The sequence below is a fragment of the Methylobacterium sp. J-118 genome (genome assembly GCF_057836565.1).
Genome location: NZ_JBYQFA010000001.1, coordinates 5,820,404 through 5,839,146, shown reverse-complemented (window position 1 = coordinate 5,839,146; position 18,743 = coordinate 5,820,404). Strand labels below are relative to the sequence as shown.

12 protein-coding genes are annotated in these 18,743 nt (G+C 69.7%); 3 read left to right on the top strand and 9 right to left on the bottom strand.

Annotation, left to right across the window (positions count from 1 at the left end; all coding sequences use genetic code 11):
- Positions 1-15: 15 nt before the first annotated feature.
- The 4 genes from AC3IF3_RS28445 to AC3IF3_RS28430 form a co-directional block, all read right to left on the bottom strand.
- Positions 16-459, bottom strand: coding sequence for a hypothetical protein (locus AC3IF3_RS28445; protein WP_489231192.1), 444 nt, complete (start codon positions 457-459; stop codon positions 16-18).
- 1,629 nt (positions 460-2,088) lie between these two features.
- Positions 2,089-3,075: an NAD(P)H-binding protein gene (locus tag AC3IF3_RS28440; RefSeq protein WP_489231384.1), complete on the bottom strand. Its 987-nt coding sequence runs from the start codon at positions 3,073-3,075 to the stop codon at positions 2,089-2,091.
- Positions 3,076-3,153: 78 nt separating this feature from the next.
- Positions 3,154-4,272, bottom strand: coding sequence for a metallophosphoesterase (locus AC3IF3_RS28435; protein WP_489231191.1), 1,119 nt, complete (start codon positions 4,270-4,272; stop codon positions 3,154-3,156).
- 239 nt (positions 4,273-4,511) lie between these two features.
- Positions 4,512-4,895 carry a hypothetical protein gene (locus tag AC3IF3_RS28430; RefSeq protein ID WP_489231190.1) on the bottom strand — a complete coding sequence of 128 codons (384 nt, stop codon included), beginning with the start codon at positions 4,893-4,895 and terminating at the stop codon, positions 4,512-4,514.
- Between the two features lie 200 nt (positions 4,896-5,095).
- On the opposite strand from AC3IF3_RS28430, the gene AC3IF3_RS28425 reads away from it, so the two are divergent.
- Positions 5,096-6,058 carry a TAXI family TRAP transporter solute-binding subunit gene (locus tag AC3IF3_RS28425; protein ID WP_489231189.1) on the top strand — a complete coding sequence of 321 codons (963 nt, stop codon included), beginning with the start codon at positions 5,096-5,098 and terminating at the stop codon, positions 6,056-6,058.
- A 287-nt stretch (positions 6,059-6,345) separates the two neighbouring features.
- Here the strand turns inward: AC3IF3_RS28425 and AC3IF3_RS28420 are convergent, their stop codons facing one another.
- The 5 genes from AC3IF3_RS28420 to AC3IF3_RS28400 form a co-directional block, all read right to left on the bottom strand.
- On the bottom strand, positions 6,346-7,836 hold the full coding sequence (locus AC3IF3_RS28420; protein ID WP_489231188.1) for an amidase: 1,491 nt from the start codon (positions 7,834-7,836) through the stop codon (positions 6,346-6,348).
- A 404-nt stretch (positions 7,837-8,240) separates the two neighbouring features.
- Complete coding sequence (locus AC3IF3_RS28415; protein ID WP_243967271.1) at positions 8,241-9,209, bottom strand: zinc-binding dehydrogenase; 969 nt, start codon at positions 9,207-9,209, stop codon at positions 8,241-8,243.
- A 283-nt stretch (positions 9,210-9,492) separates the two neighbouring features.
- Positions 9,493-10,770 carry an MFS transporter gene (locus AC3IF3_RS28410; protein ID WP_489231187.1) on the bottom strand — a complete coding sequence of 426 codons (1,278 nt, stop codon included), beginning with the start codon at positions 10,768-10,770 and terminating at the stop codon, positions 9,493-9,495.
- A gap of 70 nt (positions 10,771-10,840) precedes the next feature.
- Entirely contained in the window at positions 10,841-11,590 is a 750-nt protein-coding gene (locus tag AC3IF3_RS28405) for a maleate cis-trans isomerase family protein (protein WP_489231186.1), read from the bottom strand.
- Between the two features lie 148 nt (positions 11,591-11,738).
- Positions 11,739-13,118: an MFS transporter gene (locus tag AC3IF3_RS28400; protein WP_243967241.1), complete on the bottom strand. Its 1,380-nt coding sequence runs from the start codon at positions 13,116-13,118 to the stop codon at positions 11,739-11,741.
- Positions 13,119-14,183: 1,065 nt separating this feature from the next.
- On the opposite strand from AC3IF3_RS28400, the gene AC3IF3_RS28395 reads away from it, so the two are divergent.
- Together AC3IF3_RS28395 and AC3IF3_RS28390 are read left to right on the top strand one after the other, a co-directional pair.
- Positions 14,184-17,396 carry an efflux RND transporter permease subunit gene (locus AC3IF3_RS28395; RefSeq protein WP_243967242.1) on the top strand — a complete coding sequence of 1,071 codons (3,213 nt, stop codon included), beginning with the start codon at positions 14,184-14,186 and terminating at the stop codon, positions 17,394-17,396.
- 12 nt (positions 17,397-17,408) lie between these two features.
- The gene (locus tag AC3IF3_RS28390) at positions 17,409-18,665 is read left to right on the top strand and encodes an efflux RND transporter periplasmic adaptor subunit (RefSeq protein ID WP_243967243.1); all 1,257 of its coding nucleotides are present in this window, start codon (positions 17,409-17,411) and stop codon (positions 18,663-18,665) included.
- The last annotated feature ends 78 nt before the right edge of the window (positions 18,666-18,743 follow it).

Here is an 18,743-nt window from a genome sequence, read left to right as displayed (position 1 = left end):
ATTCCCGACGCGCCATCACGCCACCCCCGCGGCGGTCACGGCAGCCGGTCCGCTCAGGTCGGCCGCGACCGCCGCGCGCTCGGGCGCGGTCTCCGCTAACCGATACGCGTGCAGCTCGCGCGCCCCGAGCCCGGCGCAGGCCGCGAGCCAACCGAGAAATCCGGGATCGCCGGCCTCGCAGGCGCGGGCAGCGATGATCCAGGCCCGCCCGCGCTCATCGCGGGCGACCGCGAGGACGACCGCGGCATGCTCGGCGACGAGATCGGGAGCGTCGAGCGGCTGCACGACCACGACGTAGCGCCGGCTCGACAACCCGCGCCACACGCTCATGGCGAGAGCGGGCGCGCCGCGCAGGCCCGCGCTGGTGCGCAGACGCTCCTCGCGCACGGGGGAGCGGACGGCGCGATCGGCCTTGAGCTCGCGCAGGGCGGCAGCCCAGGAGATGCTGCGGTTCGACATCGCCGCCCTCACGCTGCGAGCGGAGAGGAGCGCGGTAGGTTCGGGAGCGCAGCGGGGCCGCTGGGCGACGCCGGTCCCGGAGCTGCCCGGGACGGTAAGGGCAGAGGATGGGTCTGGACTGAGGTGTGGATATGCACGGCCGTGCCTCGAACGAGCGACGGGACCAGCCCCGCCACTGCCCTAGCCCCGCAACGAGGCCGGGCAGGCCTTGCGGGGCGACGTGATCGCCGGGGACCCTCTGCCGCTCGCGCGATGGCGCTTCAGTCCGTCGGCACGGGGGTGCGCCTATCGCCTCGCCTCCGACCGTCGAGGCCCCGGACACGGAGCAGCGCGGCGGCCGAGCGCTGACGATTTGCCGGCGGAAAGGTGGCGCTACTGGAAGGACGTGTGCTCATACTCATCTCGCCGGCAATCGAGCAGTGAAAACGCCCCGCCGCACGAGTATTCACGCTCCATCCGCACCATAATTCCAGTCGATCGTATGATAAAATTTTGGATTCTCGTTCGATCCGACGCTCAGCGGCCGAACCCCATGGCTTAGACCTCGACCCAAAATCGTGAAGGCAGATCGGAGCCCATAGGGAGGAGGAACCTAAGACCCGCAGCTACAGGACGGCTTGGCGACGGCTCGAACGTCTGGCCGCCGGGAGGCCTGCGCCGGTCGAGACGCGAGGGCAGAACCGACCGCCGCTCGACGCGTCGCGGAACACCTCATCGCGGGGAGGCCGCACGGGTTCGCACATGAGGCGGTTTCGTCGGGCAAACAGCCTGATCCGAGCCCGGGAGCACCTGTTATCACCTGTTCGGCCTGGACGTTTCAGCGCGACGGACGGCCACTAAGCGCCTGCTAGACCAGTGCAATCCGGTCGTGAAATCTGGCCTGCTGTGCTTGTTTCCCTGTAAAATCGCTTAAACAGGTCGCCGTACCTGCGGGCCCGCCCGCCAGCGCAGCGGCGAGATCTGGCCCCGAATGACCGGTCGCGGGCGCCGAGCGGTCGGTCACGCCCGCCACCACGAGCGCACCGCCATCGCGCCTGGGGTGCGGCCAGGCCGCTGGTCGACACTAGCCCCGGAGCCGTCCGGGACGGTGAGGGCAGGGGGTGGATCAGGACTGAGGTGTGGAAATGCACGGCCAACGCCTTGAGCTATCGGCGAGACCAGCCCCACCACTGCCCTGGCCCCGCACACGGCCGGATAGAACTTGCGGTTAATGCGATCGCCGGACCCTCTGCCGCTCGCGCGGGAGCCTCAGCCCGTCGGCACGGGGGTGCTCATATCGCCTCGCCTTGGCCGTTGGGGCAACGGACGCGCAGCAGCACGGTCGCCCAGGCCGAGCCGACAAGGTCTCGAAGCGGGCGTTCACCCTGAACACGCCAGCCGCCGCGCAGATCATGCCCCGAGCCACCGATGAGCGTACTGGCCGAGGTCGAGCCGTCCCGGAGATCAAGGCGTGGCGGACGCGCTCACCCTATCGGCGCTCCGCCCTGCCGCAGGAGCTGCCGCGCCGGGTCGAACAAAGTCGGCGCTCACCCTCGAAGCAGACGCCGCAGTGATGGGCGGCCCAGGCCCGATATCCACCTTTAACGGATGGTCCCTCGATCAGCTCGCGTCATTCGGATCGGAACATCGTCAGAACACCGCGTGGTCGCCACGTTCGGCGACGGCCTGACCACCGATCACGCGCGCATAATAGGCAAACAGCGTCTCCGACCCCGTCGAAGGGGTGGCCTGCGCATCGTATCGCCCGGTCGCCGGGTCCCACACGAGCATGGACTCGGTCGCGTAATACCGGCCGATCCGCGCGAGTTCGGATTTGGCGGCCACGGTCGGCACCCATCGTCCGATCGTCGCCAGGACGGCGACGATCACATCCAGGAGCGCCACCGGAACGTGGGTGAAGCGCGGTTCGCGCCCGAGCAGGGCGAAGAGCCGCTCGCCCTGCGCCTTCGGGGTGATCGCTTCGCCCGGCCCGCCGATCGGCAGCACGCGATTGCGCCGGTCCTCATCGTCGAGGCAGTCCGCGAGATAGCGCCCCAGGTCGTCGTCACTGATCGGCTTGCAGGCTGTCAGAGTCCCGTCACCGAAAACCAGGAACGGCTTGCCGCGTTTCAGGCGATCGATCTGCCCCGAGAGCGATTTGAAGAAGGCCGTCGGCCGAACGATCGTGTAGTCGAGCCCTGAACCGATCAGCTCCGCTTCGAAGGCCAGTTTGGCGTGCTGGAAAGCCAGGACCGGCTTCTGGACGCAGATCGCCGACAGGAGCACGACCTGCGTCACGCCGGCCGCCCGGCTCGCGTGCAGGGCATTGACATGCGCGCCGTAATCAATCGCCCAGGCGTCGTCGGGCAATCCGGTGCGCGATGCGAGGCACGACACCAGGACGTCGAACGGTTCGCCGCGGACGCCCGCGCGCGCCAGCGATCCCGGATCGGTCAGATCCACGATCCGCTCGGTGGCGCCTGCGGGGATGGCGGTGTCGGCGGGGCGCCTGACGAGGCAGACGACCTCGTGACCGCGTGACACCAGCGCCCGCACGGTCGCCCGGCCGATCGTGCCGGTCGCCCCAAGAAGGAGGACGCGGCGCGGCCTCACGCGCTCCGGTCGATCCGTAGTCATCATCGCTTCATCCTGCCACTTCGCCGTCCTCGCGCGACGGCGACGCTTGCGCTGCTCAGCTGAGCGCCACAGGCGGTGTCACGGCGCGGTTCGCAGCGTGATCCGCGTCAACTCGGAGGGGCGGCCGAGCCGAAGCGCGAAGCCCGGCCACAGCCCGGTGCCGTTGCTGACGTAGAGCAGCATGCCCCCGACCCGGTACGCCCCGGAGACGAACCCGGCGTTGCCCCGTGCCACCAGCCGGTCCAGCCCACGGATCATGCCGCCATGGGTGTGCCCCGACAATTGCAGCCGCACCCCGTGTGCGGCGGCCCGTGCCGCGTTCGCCGGCTGGTGATCCAGCAGCACGACCGCCGCCCCTGCGGGCGCGCCCGCCAGCGCAGCGGCGAGATCTGGACCCGCATGACCGGTCGCGGGCGCCGAGCGGTCGGTCACGCCCGCCACCACGAGCACACCGCCATCGCGCCTGAGGACCGTGTGGGCGTTGGCGAGAACGCGTATCCCCAACCCGGCGAGGTGGGCCATCCAGGCGTCGAAGTCGAAGAAGTACTCGTGGTTGCCGGGCACGGCCCAGACGCCGTCCCGCGCCGTCAAGGCGCGCAGGGGCTCGACGTCGGTCCGTCGGGATGCAAGCGACCCGTCGATGAAGTCGCCCGTCACCACGATCAGGTCGCTCCCGAGGGCGTTGGCCCGTGCCACCACGGTCTCCGCCCACGCTTCAGGGAACAGACGGCTGATGTGCAGGTCGGAGAGATGCAGGAGCGTGTAGCCGTCGAAGCCGGGGGCCAGATCCGGGATCGCCACCATGACGTCTTTCAGCGGCGGTACGCGCACGGCCTGAGACACGGCCACCACCGCCAGCACCACGGCCGCGACGACCGCCACGTAGCGCCAGGCCATGGGGACCGCCCATCCGCCCCCGGACAGGACCCAGCCCACCAGCGACGCGGCATCGAGGGCAAGGAGCATCGGTGTCGCCAGCGCGAGCGCCCCGAACGCCCCGTTGAACAGGATCACCACCGGGCGGGGGAACTCCGGCGCGAAGACCGATCCGGAGGAGAGGCGACACCAGAGATGGTATTGGGATGCGACGAGCAGGAGGACGGTCACGCTGAGCTTGAGCGCGAGCGGCCACGGGCTGGGCCACACCACGCGTGCGACGACGTAGACGGCGGGCAGGCTGGGGATCAGTCGGATCATGGCCCGCTACATGGCGAGCGGGCTCCCCAAAGCAAAGCTTATGGCTTGGCCCCGGGGTGCGACGGCGTTTGTGGCCGCCGCGGTGATCGTCAGATGACGGTCTGCGCGGACATCACCAGCGCGCCGTCCGCCTCGATGCCGAGGTCGCGCACGGTGTTCTTCAGCTGGGTATAGGCTGGGCAGCGGCTCACAGGCGCGTCGGTCGCCCGCGAGCTGCCGGAGCCAAAATATCCGTCCGGTCACGTTGATACGGCGACGGGCCTGACGACGACGTCCTCGGCGGAAACAAGGGTCGCCATGATCCCGGACTGGATCTGGACGAAGACCGCGTCGAGATCGCCGATGCTCTGCATCAACACAGCGCACGACAGGGCGACAATCTGCGGCGTGCGATCGGTCCCTTCGGCGAGGAACGCGCGGATCGCATCGCCGAATGACGCGCAGGCATCCGCCTCCACCGAGGCGCCGACGACCTGTGCGCAATCCTCCCGCAGCGAGGCGATCTCACCATCGACGACCGAGACCCATTGGCGCTTATCGTCATAGATCAGCCAGCGCACGGACCCCATAGCCACCGGGGCTAATCCCGCGAGATAGCGCTGAGCGGCTGCGTCATCGAACATGGCATGGGCTTTAACGCCCGCCCTTCGGCACGCCAATGCCCAGCGATCCGATGCTGTCGATCGCGCGGCATCGCGGCAACGCAACGCGACTGCGGAACAAATCAGTGGTCAAAATCTCACGTCCATAGACGGTCCGGAATTCGCCAGGCACCGGAAGCGGTGGTTGACGCATTGGGACGGGCCCGTCGGTGGAGCGCAGCATGGGACGGCGACGGGAACTGCTCCTCGGGATCATCACCCTCGCTGCGACCGGACCCGCGCGCGCTCAACGCTCTGAGCCAGAGCTGCGTCTGACGCTCGGGACGGCGACGCCCGGTGGCTCATTCCCCGCCTTCGGCCGGGCGCTCATCGCCGCCGTCCGTGAGGTCGACCGAGGTGTGGTGATCGAGCCGAGGATCACGAAGGGCTCAACGGAAAACCTGACCCTGCTCAAGACGGGCACGCTCGACCTGGCCCTCGTGCAGGGTGAGTATGCTTACGAGGCCTTGTCCGGTGGACCGGCCGACGGGAAAGGCTTGTCGGTCGTGGCACCCATCGATGCCTCGCCCGGCATGTTTGTGGTCCCCGCCTCCAGTCCGATTCAGAACGTGCAGGATCTGCGCGGCCGTGCCGTCGCGCTCGGCACGCGCGGCTCGGGCTTCACGATCATGGGGCGAACCGTGCTCCAAGGCTCCGGCATCGATCCGGACCGCGACATCACGCCGATCCTCCTCGACGACGCCGGCGACGGCGCAACGCAAGTTCTCGACGGCCGCGCGACGGCTCTGTGGGGCGCAAGCCTCGGCTGGCCAAGCTTCAAGACCCTCGCGGACGCGCCCGGCGGCGCCCGCTTCTTCGGCCCTGCGCCCGAGGCGATCCCAAAGATCCTGGCCCTGCGCGCCTCGATGCGCCGCCTGACCGTCCCGGCCGGCTCCTTCCGCGGACAGGATGCCCCCATCGCAACCGTCGGGTCTTGGAGCTTCATCCTGGCTCGACCCGGCCTCGACGCCGCCCGGGTCACCCGGCTCGTGCGGGCGATCGACCGAGGTCGGGAGGCCCTGGCCCGCGCCTATCCCCAGGGCCGCGAGAGCGACCCGCGCACCCTGGCCTCGACCGTACCGGCCGCTTGGCTGCACCCGGCGACGGCGTCGTATCTGCGCGAGATCGGAGTTCGTCCGGAGTGACCAGCGGCTGACGACGTTGAACAGTCGATCGTTCGACGGTCGATCCGTGCGGGCGCCGCAGCGTTCGGAACGTTGCGCAGGCGCTGTCTTCCGCAGCTACTCAGAATGAATCATCCGCCGCAGGTCCTCGGCGTCCGGCAGAGCGCGCGCCGGTCTCAAGCGGCGCCTTCGTCGGGCCTCCGGCCGTCCTCCAGAGCCGTCGGCTCGGTGAGCGTAGCCGTACGGGCCGCCGACGCGGCGCGCATCAGCCGGTCCGGCAGATCCCTCACGGGGCTCGCTGCCCCGACCTAGATGCTGGGCGCGGTCCAGCCGCCGAAGCGGGTTTCGAGTCGCCGGACGAGGGCGAGCGCGACATCCTCCCGCCACGGGCGAGCCGCTACCTGCACGCCGAGCGGCAGTCCCTCGGGCGATGTCCCGATGCGCACCGTCGCGGCCGGCCAGCCGGTCAGATTGTGCATCTGCGCGTAACCGATGCCCTTCTGCAGTTCCTCGTCGAAACTCGTGCCATGTGGCGGCGCCACGTAGGGCAGGACCGGCGAGAGCAGGGCATCGTAATCCTGCATGAAGGCCAGCATCGCGTTGCGGTAGGCATCCCAGCGATTGAATGCGGCGAGCGCCTCCGTGATGCTGCCCATCGCGGGCGAGGAGCGCGACTGCAGCGACCGCTCGAACAGCGGCGAGATCTGCTCGGTGCCCACCGATTTCAGGAAGGCCCGGACACCGGCTGCGCCGTCGCCGCGTGTCATATCGTAGTAGATGGTCCCTGCCTTGGCCGCGTCCGGGGGCCGGCGCTCCGTCACGGCCACGCCCGCCTGTGCCAGGGCCTCGACCGCCTGGTGTACGGCCGCGGCGATCTCGGCGGTGGGCGATGCGAGGCCATCGTCATCGAAATACGCCAGCCTCAACGTCGCGATATCGACGCTATGGCTGTCGAGCAGCGGCATGTCGACGACGGTGTAATCCTGAACATCGGGCCCGGCGATGATCGGCAGAGCCAGCGCCAGATCATCCACGCTCCGGGCGATCAGGCTGACGTGGAAGACCGCGTTGCGCGCGCCCATCGGCCGGGGGAACTGGCCGGTCCGCGGGACGCGCCCCGCGGTCGGCTTGAGCGCGGCGAGGCCGCAGTAATGCGCCGGGACACGGATGCTGCCGCCCGCATCGGTCCCGAGGCCGAGCGGCGAGCCGGCCGCCGCGACGATCGCGGCTTCGCCGCCGCTGCTTCCACCCGGGGTGCGGGCGAGATCGTAGGGATTGTTGGTTCGCCCGTAGACGAGATTGTCGGTCTCCAGGGCTCCGGCCAACTCCGGCACGTTGGTCTTCCCGAGCACGATCGCTCCGGCCGCCCGCAGCCGCGCGACGGCGGTGGCGTCGGTCTTCGGCACGGAGTGCGCCCGCCCGAGGGTACCGCCCGTGCAGATCGTGCCGGCCGTCTCGAGCGTGTCCTTGATCGTGACCGGAACACCGTGGAGCGGGCCCTTGACCTGACCACGCGCCAACATCGCATCGGCCTCGTCCGCCTCCCCGCGCGCCGCATCGGCGGTCAGCTGGACCACGGCGTTCAAGCGCGGGTTCACCGCGGCGATACGTTCGAGATGCAGATCGACGATCTCGCGCGCCGAGCGCCGGCCGCCCCGGATCGCGGCAGCCAGTTCGGCGGCGGAGGCGGTCGTGTTCGAACCGGTCGCACCTGTGGCCGGTCCGGGACTGACCGCCGACAGGGCGCCGGTGGCAGCCATGCCGACGAGCGCGCTCCGGCGGTTGATCTGGTCAGCCATCGTGTCCCTTATCTTCTCCGCCGGATGTCCGGATCGCCATCGCGAAACTCGTGCCCGCATCCAAACCCTGGCCCCATCGCCGTGGAGGTCGTCCCGCGGAACTCGAGCACGCGGCAGAACGGCTTCACCCGTCCGGCGGGCGCAGGCGTAACGGGACCGCGCGAAGTGCTCTTGCGGCGATCGCAGGGCGGACATCGCTCGACCATGCCGATCCCGCGATGCGGCAGCCCGCGCGTCCGGCCGCGGCGCCGAGAGGCGGAGATCGGCGCGATCGGCGCGCCATGATCGCCGGCCGGATGCGATCGCGTGACCCGGTATCGCGCCGCTGAAGCGCGACGATCCGGCCGGGAGCGCTGCGGTCGCCGTGGGGCTGGCCGCGTAGCCTGGACGATGCGGGCCGGGCGTCAGACGCTCAGGACGATCTTCCCGAAATGCGCGTTCGCCTTCATGCGCGCGAGCGCGGCCGGCGCCTCGGCCAGCGCATACCGGCTGTCGATCGGCAGGCTGAAGCCCCCGGTCGCGATAGCCTGCCCCAGGTCGGCCCGGACGCGCGCGGTGATCGCGCGTTGCTCCTCGATCGTCCGGGTCCGGTTGGTCACGCCGATGTAGCTGATGCGCTTCGTGGCGTGCAGGTCGAAGTCGAACTCGCCCCGGCTGCCGCCGAGCCGGCCGACGTTGACGATGCGTCCGAGCACGGCTGCGGCCTGCAGGTTGCCGTTGGCCACCGGCGCGGAGACCTGATCGATGATCACGTCGACGCCCCGACCGCCGGTCGCCGCCTGCACCTGCTCGGGCCAGGTCGGATCCTTGGTGTCGATAGCCAGCGTGGCGCCGAACTCGGACAGGCGCGCGCGGTGCTCGGGGCTTCGCGACGTACCGATCACGACCGAAGCCTTGCGCCACCGGGCGATCTGAAGCCCCATCAGCCCGACGCCGGAACTCGCCCCCTGGATCAGCACGGTCTCGCCCGGCTGCAGGCGCGCCTGCGTGATCAGGGCGTCGTGCATCGTCTGCAGGGCGACCGGTAGGGTCGCGGCGACCTCGAACGACAGGCCCGCGGGGAGCGGAAGGGTCCGCCCGTGATCCGCCACGGCATACTCGGCGTAGCCCCCGGCGCCGGAACACATGACGCGGTCACCGGGATGGATATCACTCACGGCCGCGCCGACCGCCACGACCTCTCCGGCCCATTCCAGGCCCGGCACCGCGCCGGAATCACCGGCCGGGCCGTGCGGCTGCCCGGCGGCGACGGAGAGATCGGCGCGGTTGAGGCCGGCCGCCCGAACCCTCACGAGCACCTCCGTCGGCTTCGGGGAGGGAATGTCGATCTCGGTGAGGCTCGCCCCCTCCGGTCCGGCGACGATTGCCTTCATCCGGCCGCTGACCGGGGGGATGGGGCGATCCTCGGCCGAGGCGGTGCGGGTGGGCAGGAACTGCGCGGCCGCGCCGGCCAGGAGGACGCGTCGGTCGATGTCCATGGGTCTCTCCTGACCTTTACCCCGCCCGCTGTCGTACGCCGTCCAGCGGTGATGACGGGCGCGCGGGAGATCCCGCTCGCATGCGTGGGACGTCGCGGCGCACTGCAGCCGGATCGCGGCAGACATCGTAAAACCATCCCGCGCGAACGGCTATCGTGCCTGGCGGGCGCGGCTCGGATCATCGCGGCCCAACATCGGGTGCGCCGACGCCTCCCAGGTCGACGCCGGTCGTCTCGGGTAGCGCCAGGGTCGCGGCGAAAGCTATGGCGTAGGCGCCCAACGCGCACGCGCCCATCGCGGTGCCGAGCGGAGCGGCCGCCGCGATGAGCCCGACCAGGGCCGGCATCACCGAGCCGAACCCCCGGCCGCCACCGAGGCAGAAGCCCTGGGCGTTGCCCCGCAGGCTCGTCTCGAACAACTCGGCGAAGGTCGGCGTCATGCCCGACGCCAGGGCGTTCTGGCAGGCGCCGAGGGCAAAGCTCAGCCCGATCAGGGGGCCGAGGCTCGGCGCGGCGAACACGTACAGGCTCACATTGAGCGCTTGTAGGAGCAGGAACACGCCGAAGGCCGGCCGGCGGCCGACCCGATCGGCCAACTGGCCGTAGAGGAGGGGGCCGACCAGCGAGCCGGCGATGTTGGCGGCGAGGTACCCCGCACTGGTCGCGACCGTGAAGCCGAGCGCGGTCCGCAGATACGTGGGCAACCAGATGATCATCACGTAATTGCCGCCGAAGATACCCGTCGACAGGGTCGCGGCCACGAGCGTCGTCCGCCGATGCGCACGCGTGAAGATCCGCAAGACATCGAGTCCGCCGGTACGGCGCGATGCGGCGGCGCTCTCGGCGTACACGCCGGATTCCGGCACGAACCGGCGGATGAGGAATACCGCCGCGGCCGGGATGAGCCCGATCGTGAAGAACACGCGCCAACCGAGGTCCTGCGGGAACAGGCTGGCTATGATCGGAAACAGCGCCACGGCACCCGCGTAGCCGACGGCGTAGCCGCTGCTGACCGCGGAGGCGACGCGCCCGCGCAGGGCGGGCCGCACCACCTCGCTGATCAGGGTAGCCCCGACCGCTGCCTCGCCGCCGTAGCCCATGCCCTGGCCGAAGCGCAGCAGGGCCAGCGGCGCGAATCCGGTCGCGAACGCGGCGCCGAAGGTGCACAGCGCGACCCATAGGATGGTCCCTTGCAGCACGCGGATCCGGCCGATCCGGTCCGCCGCCACGCCGGCGCCCCAGCCCCCCACCGCCGCGCCCAACAGCGCCGCGGTCGCGAGGTAACCCGCTTCGGGCCGCGTGATTCCGAGCGTGGCGATCAGGGCCGGGATCACCAGCGCGTAGATGCTGTTGTCCATGGAATCGAGGCCAAAGCCGGCAAAGCAGGCCCAGAACGTCCGGCGCTCGGTCGCATCCAGTTGGCCGTACCAGCCGATCGCTGCCGCTCGTGTCCGCAAGGGGCCCTCCCGGCCGTCTCGTTCGGGGTGCCTTCGCGGCACTGAGCCTCGCACCGCCGCGGGGGGCGCCTCAGCGACCCTCAGACCGGCCATCGGCTCCCGCCAACAGGGCGCCGTACCCCGGAACGGCCTCGCGCAGGCCCGCGGCGCGAAGCGCGTTCCACATCATACCCGAGGCCGCCGAGATCACGGGCTTGCCGAGGTCGCGCTCCAGCGTGGCCATCGTCGCAAGGGTGGGCATCCCGACGCCGCTCAGCACCAGGGCCTCGGCGTCGGGATGATCCACGAGGCGGCCGAGGCCGTAGGCCCGCTCCGCCGTCTCGTCGTAGATGTTGCGCACGCCCGGCAAGTTGCCGTGATTGACGACGGCGAAGCCGTGCGCCTCGAGCAGCGCCTTGCCCTGCAGGGTCGCCTCCGGCGCGTAAGGCGTGCCGAAGGCGATCGTGCGGACACCGAGGTGCCGGAGCCCGGCCACGACGCTCCCGAAGGCGGTGATGAAGCGCGTGGCGTAGCGCTCCTCCATCCGCGCCACGAGAGCGGCCTCCTCGGCCTGCCCGAGCGTGTAGCTGGTCGCGGTGTGCGCCAGCACGACGACCTTCGGCTTGACCAGACAGAGCAGGGCCATGTTCGCGTCGAGGCCGGCGATCTGCTCGCGGTTGCGCGCATCCTGTCCCGCGAGACTGCCGGTCTCGCCGGTCGCGTTCATCCGGGTGTAGTGGACGGAGACGCCCGTCACGGCGGCCAGAGCGCCCATCTCGACCTCGACCGTCGGATTACCCGGAGGAACCAGGAAGCCGAGGCGCGCCCGCCATCCTATCATGCCCGCTCTCCCTTTGGCTCTATGTCGGTTTGGATCGCGCCCGGTCGGACCGTCATCCCGCTGCGCGGATTCATGCTGGCCTGGGCATCGGCAGCGAGTGGCTCCGCCCCGCCGAGCAAGGCGAGTGGCTCGCCAGCCGGCGACGACCTTATGAACTTACGGCCAGACGCAGGAAACTCACCGCGCTTGCAAATCCGGCAAAGGCACACCCAAGGCCCATGGCGAGCGCCGATCCGTGCACGCCCGCGACCGCGAAGCACGCAGCGACGAGGGCAGCGCCCAGGGTCTGGCCGAGAAGCCGCGCCGTCGCCACGATGCCGCTCGCCCCGCCCGAGCGGGCCGGCGGCGCGCTCGTCATGATGGCGCGTAGATTCGGGGCCTGGAAGAAGCCGAATCCAGCCCCGCAGATCGCCATTCGCCAGATGATATCCGGGACGCTCGGATTCGCGGGCAGCACCGCGAGCAGACCCATTCCGACCGCGAGGCCGGCGAGCCCGACCCCGCCGAGCAGACCTGGGGCATACCGATCCGAGAGGCGCCCGGCCACAGGCGCCAGAAGCGCGACCACCACGGGCCAGGGCGTCATCAGGAAGCCGGTCTCGACCTGCGAGCGGCCGAGCGTGTGCTGGAACAGGAAAGGCAGCGAGACGAAGGCGAGGCCCTGCGCCGCGAAGGCGCACACCGCGGTCAACGCCGACAGGGCGAACAGGGGGCGCTTCAGGAGATCGGCAGCCAACATCGGCGCCGGGTGGTTCCTTTGGCGACGGAGAAGGAGGGCGCCGCAGACGAGCGCGGCGCCGATCTCCGCCATGACGCGCCAGAGCGGTTCCTCGTGTGCCGCCTCGCCCAATCCGAGCACGAGCAGCGCGAACGCGGCCGCGTTCAGGAGCGCGCCCGGGGCGTCGAAGCTGTGCCCGGACCGTCCTGTGTCGGGCAGGGCGATCCAGGCCAGTGCGAGAGCACCGAGGCCGATCGGCACGTTGACGGCGAACAGCCAGGGCCAGGGCGCGGCTAGCAGGATCAGCGATGCCACGGTCGGACCGACCGCGAAGCCGACGCCGACGACGAAGGCATTGAGCCCGACGCCGCGGCCGAGCTGATGCGCGGGGTAGATGAAGCGGATCAGCGCGATGTTGACCGCCATGAGGGCGCTCGCCCCGATCCCCTGGAGCACGCGCGCGGCGACGAGCGTTGGCAGGGACCAGGCCAGGGCACAGACCAGCGAGGCGCCGATGAACAGGATGAGCCCGGCGACGTAGATCCGGTGCTGCCCGACGATCTCGCCGAGTGCCGCGATCGGCAGCAGCGTCGCCACGACCGCGAGCTGGTAGGCGTTCACGATCCAGACCGAGGCGCCGGGATCGACCCCGAGATCTGCGGCGATGGTGGGCAACGCCGTGTTGGCGATCGCGGTATCGAGCGTGGCGAGCGCCACCCCGGTGAGCACCGCGGCCATGGCCCGGCCGCGCTGGCCGGGCGGCAGCCCGTCGCGCAGTTTGGCGGTCGGTTTCAGCGTTGTGATAGACATTCGGACGGAAAGTCCCGCGTTTCGAGCCGACCTCGGCCTGCGCCCCCTGCCGCAGCTTGGCAATCAGGCACCGGCATCACCTCTGCGCGAGACGGCGCCCCACGGTCCTGCCGGGGAGACGGTGTCGACGCAGTGGGGCCCCAGCGGCGATCTTGGCTCCGGCCCGGCTCATGGACAACCGGGGCCTACGCGCGCGTGCAAGCCCGCGCCGGCGGATCGGCGGGATCGACCACCCTCACCACCGAACTGGCCACCGAGCGCCCTGAGACGCCCACGGCCGGCGACGATCGCTGCTTCGGCCAGAGAGGTCCGCCAGATCCCCGATACCCGCGCAGCTGGGCCGGCCTCGCGATCGGCTGCCGGGTGCCGATCACCGAGGGCGAGGTGGACGGCTGGTATGACGCCGTCGTCGTGTCTCAAAGCCGGGCGGCGAGGTCACACGGCGATGGCGTGACGGGCCGGATCTGCCGATGCCGACGCGCCGGCGGGATGAGATCGCCTTGCTACACCCGAGTGCTGCGGCGGCGACTGAAGACACAGTCGGCCGGCGGCGCGATGTGCGTTGCCGGCCGGCGGGCCCCTGGGAGCAGGGCATGTCATGTCTGAAATGCGTCCATCCTGGTCATGCCAGGAACCGCCGAAGCCGCGCCAGAGTGGCCCAGCGCATAGCTGCTGCGTGGCTGAATTCATCAAACCAGGGCGCTGTCTCAGCTCAAAGCCGCGTGCGGAGCGTCGATTTTATTCTGCGATCCGATAGCGAATGCTTGAAGGCAACGCCCCGCGATTGGGTGACGGATAATCGCGAAGGGCCAAACGCAACCCACGGACTTACCGTCACGAAAATTTTCACGATCTGGACATCTAATCCGAGCAATCTTTAATATTATATTAGCAGAAACATCCTTGTTGTCTAGAATCCAGACATTGTCTCTCGATGTTTCTGATCGTCACGCGCGATCGACATCATCAAATTGCCGCACTGGCCCTATGAATGCATAATACGGTATGCGGATGAACGCGGTCGGCGGCTTTCGTCAACCGAACTGATTGAGGCGGATCCAAGGCATGGCGGCGATCGTCCGACTGGCTCTGCTGCGGCCTTACACCTTCGTCGTGATGTCGATCCTGATCCTCATCTTCGGGGTCATGTCGATCGTCCGGACGCCGACCGATATCTTCCCGCGTATCGGCATCCCGGTCATCAGTGTCGTCTGGCAGTATACCGGTCTGCAGGCCGATGACATGTCGGGTCGGATCGTCTCCGTGTTCGAGCGCTCTCTGACCACCACGGTCAACGACATCGAGCACATCGAATCCCAGTCGGTCCCGGGCTATGGGATCGTGAAGATCTACTTCCAGCCCGGCGTCGACATCACCGCCGCCCAAGCGCAGGTCACCTCGATCTCGCAGACGCAGCTCAAGCAGCTGCCGCCGGGCATCACGCCGCCGCTGATGCTCGCCTACAACGCGTCGAGCGTGCCGATCATCCAGCTCGCCCTGTCGAGCGACAGCCTCTCGCAGACGGCCCTCAACGACCTCGCCCAGAATTTCATCCGGCCGCAGCTCACCACGATCCCCGGGGCCCAGCTGCCCTACGCCTACGGCGGCGCGGCGCGGCAGGTGCAGATCGACCTCGACCAGTCGGCGCTCCACGCGCACGGCCTGTCGGCGGCCGACGTCGGCGCGGCACTGGCCCGGCAGAACCTGATCAACCCGGTCGGCACGCAGAAGATCGGGACCTTCGAGTGGATCGTCGACCTCAACGACTCCCCGAAGACGATCGAGGCGTTCAACGACCTGCCGGTCAGGGTCGTCGACGGCGCCGTGGTGTTCATGCGCGACGTCGCCCACGTGCGCAACGGCTCGCCGCCCCAGACCAACGTCGTCCAACTCGACGGCAAGAAGGGCGTGCTGATGTCGATCCTGAAGATCGGCAACGCCTCGACGCTGGACATCATCGCCGAGGTCAAGGCGCGCCTTCCGGCCATCCAGGCGACCCTGCCGGCCGGGGTCGACCTCAAGTACGTCGCCGATCAATCCGGCTTCGTGCGGGAATCCGTGGTGGCGGTGGTGCGCGAGGGTGTGATCGCCGCCGCCCTCACCGGCCTGATGATCCTGGTGTTCCTGGGCAGCTGGCGCTCCACCCTGATCATCACCGTCTCGATCCCGCTCGCCGTGCTGTGCTCGCTGATCGCGCTGTCGGCGCTCGGGCAGACCATCAACGTGATGACGCTGGGCGGGCTCGCGCTGGCGGTGGGCATCCTCGTCGACGACGCCACCGTGACCATCGAGAACATCAACCGGCACATGGAGGAATTCGGCGAGGATATCGTCACGGCGATCACCCGCGGCGCTCAGGAGATCATGCCGCCGGCCACCATCGCCCTGTTTTGCATCTGCATCGCCTTCGTGCCGCTCCTGGCGCTCGGCGGCGTGGCGGGCTTCCTGTTTCGACCTCTGGCGATGGCGGTGGTGTTCGCGATGATCGCGTCCTACGCGCTCACCTATACCCTGGTGCCGACGCTGGCGCGCTACCTGCTGACCGAGCACACCCACGGACAGGACCCGGCCGCCAAGCCGGGCCCGTTCGCCCGGTTTCAGGGGGGCTTCGAGCGCCGCTTCGAGGCGCTGCGACAGGCCTATCTCGGGCTGCTCGCCCTGGCGCTGGCACATCGGAAGACGTTCGCGGCCGGCTTCCTCGGGGTCGTCGCCCTGTCGTTCGGCCTCGTTCCCTACCTCGGGCGCGACTTCTTCCCCGATGTGGACGCGGGCGCGTTGCGCATTCACCTGCGGGCGCCGACAGGCACGCGCATCGAGGAGATGACGGCGCTGACCGGGCGGGTCGAGGGGCGCGTGCGCGCCCTGATCCCCGCGCGGCGCGTGGCCAGCGTCGTCAACAACATCGGGCTTCCGATCAGCGGCATCAATATTTCCTACGGCAACAGCGGCACCATCGGCACCTTCGACGCCGACATGCTGGTGACCCTCGACGAGGCCGGCGGCCAGGGGGAGGCGGCGGGCGGCCCGTCGACGGCCGCGTTGACCCGCGCCCTCCGCGAGCGGCTGCCGCAGGACTTTCCGGGTGTTACCTTCGCGTTCCTGCCCGCTGACATCGTCAGCCAGATCCTGAACTTCGGCTCCCCCGCCGCGCTCGACGTGCAGGTTGCAGGGCGCGACGTTGTTGGGGGGCGCGCCTACGCCAACAAGCTGCTGGCCCGGGTCCGACGCGTGGCGGGGGTCGCCGATGCGCGCATCCAAGAGCAGGCGCGCAACCCAGCCCTCCGGGTCGACTTCAACCGCGCGCTCGCGGGTGTCGTCGGCCTCACCGAGGGCGACGCCGCCACGAGTATCCAAGCGACGCTGTCCGGCAGCACGCAGACGGCCCCGACCTACTGGCTCGACCCGCGCAACGGCGTGTCCTACCCGGTCTCGGTCCAGACGCCACAATACGCCATCGATACGCTGGGCGACCTCAACAACCTGCCGATTACCGCCGCCCGCTCGGAACAGCTCCTGGGTGGACTGGCCTCGATCGCGCCTGAACCGCTCAGCGCCGTGGCGACCGACTACAACATCGCGCCCACCGTCAACATTCTGGCCACGACGCAGGACCGCGACCTCGGCGGTGTTACGGCGGACATCGAACGGGCGATCGACGCGACGAAATCCGACCTGCCGAAGGGGTCGACCGTCACCGTGCGCGGGCAGGCGGTGACCATGGCGCAGGCCTACCAGCAGCTGCTCGTCGGTCTCGCCTTCTCGATCGTGCTGATCTACCTGCTGATCGTCATCAACTTCCAGTCCTGGATCGATCCGTTCGTCATCGTGACGGCGCTGCCCGCGGCGTTGGCCGGGATCGTCTGGATGCTGTTTGCGACGCACACGCACGTCTCGGTACCGGCGCTGACCGGGGCGATCATGTGCATGGGCGTGGCCACCGCCAACTCGATCTTGGTCATCAGCTTCGCCCGCGAGCAGCTCCGCGCCGGGCGCAGCGCGCTCGAGGCCGCGCTGGCAGCCGGAGCGACGCGGCTGCGGCCGGTGATGATGACCGCGCTGGCCATGATCATCGGCATGGCGCCGATGGCGATCGAGCCAGGCCAGAACGCGCCGCTCGGCCGCGCCGTCATCGGCGGCCTGCTGTTTGCAACGCTGGCGACGCTGTTCTTCGTGCCCGTGGTCTTCGGCATCGTGCACGGGCGGCCGCGTCGAGCGGGAAGCCGGCGCACGACGCCGCTCGACGCCGCTGCCCATGCCGTCCCGTCCTCGTCCGCCTGATCCGGATCCCGCATGCATCCCCGAGACGACATCGATCGCGATCGCGTCGAACCTCCCCTCGCGCCGCCCCGCACGCCGTCGGCGCGCAGGGTCAGCCTGCTCCTGGCCGGCGTGGCAGTCGGCGCGGCGGCGCTGGCCTGGCTCGGCATCGGCGACCGGGCGAAAGGAATGCAGGACGTCGAGGCTTGGACCGAACGCCAAGCGGTACCCACCGTCCGGGTCGTGCAGGCGCGGCGCGGCCCTATGGACGAGGACCTGACTCTGCCCGGGTCGCTCAACGCCTTCTACACGGGCTCGCTCTACGCGCGCGCCAGCGGCTACGTCACGGCCTGGCATCGGGATATCGGCGCCCGGGTGCGCAAGGATGAGATCCTGGCCGAGATCTCGGCGCCCGACCTCGACCAGCAGTTGGCGGAGGCGCGCGCCACCCTCGTCCAGCTGCAGGCCGCGGTCGATCAGGCCCAGGCGAACGCCGACCTCAGCGCGGCCACCAACAAGCGCACCGCCCGCCTCGTGACACAGGGTTGGTCGAGCGAGGAGCGCGGCGACACCGACCGCTTCACCGCGGCCTCCCGGGCCGCGGCCCTGTCGGTGGCCAAGGCAAACATCGTCGCCCAGCAGGCCAACGTCGGGCGCCTGGAGGAGCTGACGCGGTTCAAGGAGATCAAGGCGCCGTTCGACGGCGTCGTGACCGCGCGCAATGTCGACATCGGCGACCTGCTCACGGCGGGGGGGACGGCGGGGCGGCCGCTCTATCGGGTGTCTGACATCCATCGCGTGCGCGTCTACGTGAACGTGCCGCAGGCCTTCCTGGCCGTGATGAAGCCAGGGCTTCAGGCGGCCCTGAGGGTGCCTGGGCAGGACTCGCCGTTCACCGCGGAGGTCACGTCCATGTCCAACGCGATCGCGGAGGATTCCCGGAAGGGCTTGGTCGAGCTTCAGGCGGACAACCCCGAGGGCAAGCTCTGGCCGGGCGCGTTTGTCGAGGTCCGATTCCACGTGCCCTCCGACCCCGGCATTCTGCGCGTGCCCGCCACCGCGCTGATCTTTGACCGCAACGGCACGCAGGTGGCGGAAGTGGCGGACGACGACAGGGTCGTCTTGAAGCCCGTGACGCTGGGCCGGAACCTCGGCAACGAGGTCGAGGTGCGCTTGGGCATAACGACCGCCGAAAAACTCATCGACAACCCGCAGGAGTTCCTGGCCAGCGGCGATGTCGTGCACATCGCCGGAGGGGAGGTGGCCCCGCGCACGGCGGCGGCCGACTGATGCGCATCTCCCGCGGCTGGCGTTCCACACCCCTCGGAGGCCGGCAGGACCGACCGTCGCAGGGGGGACGGAAGCGTC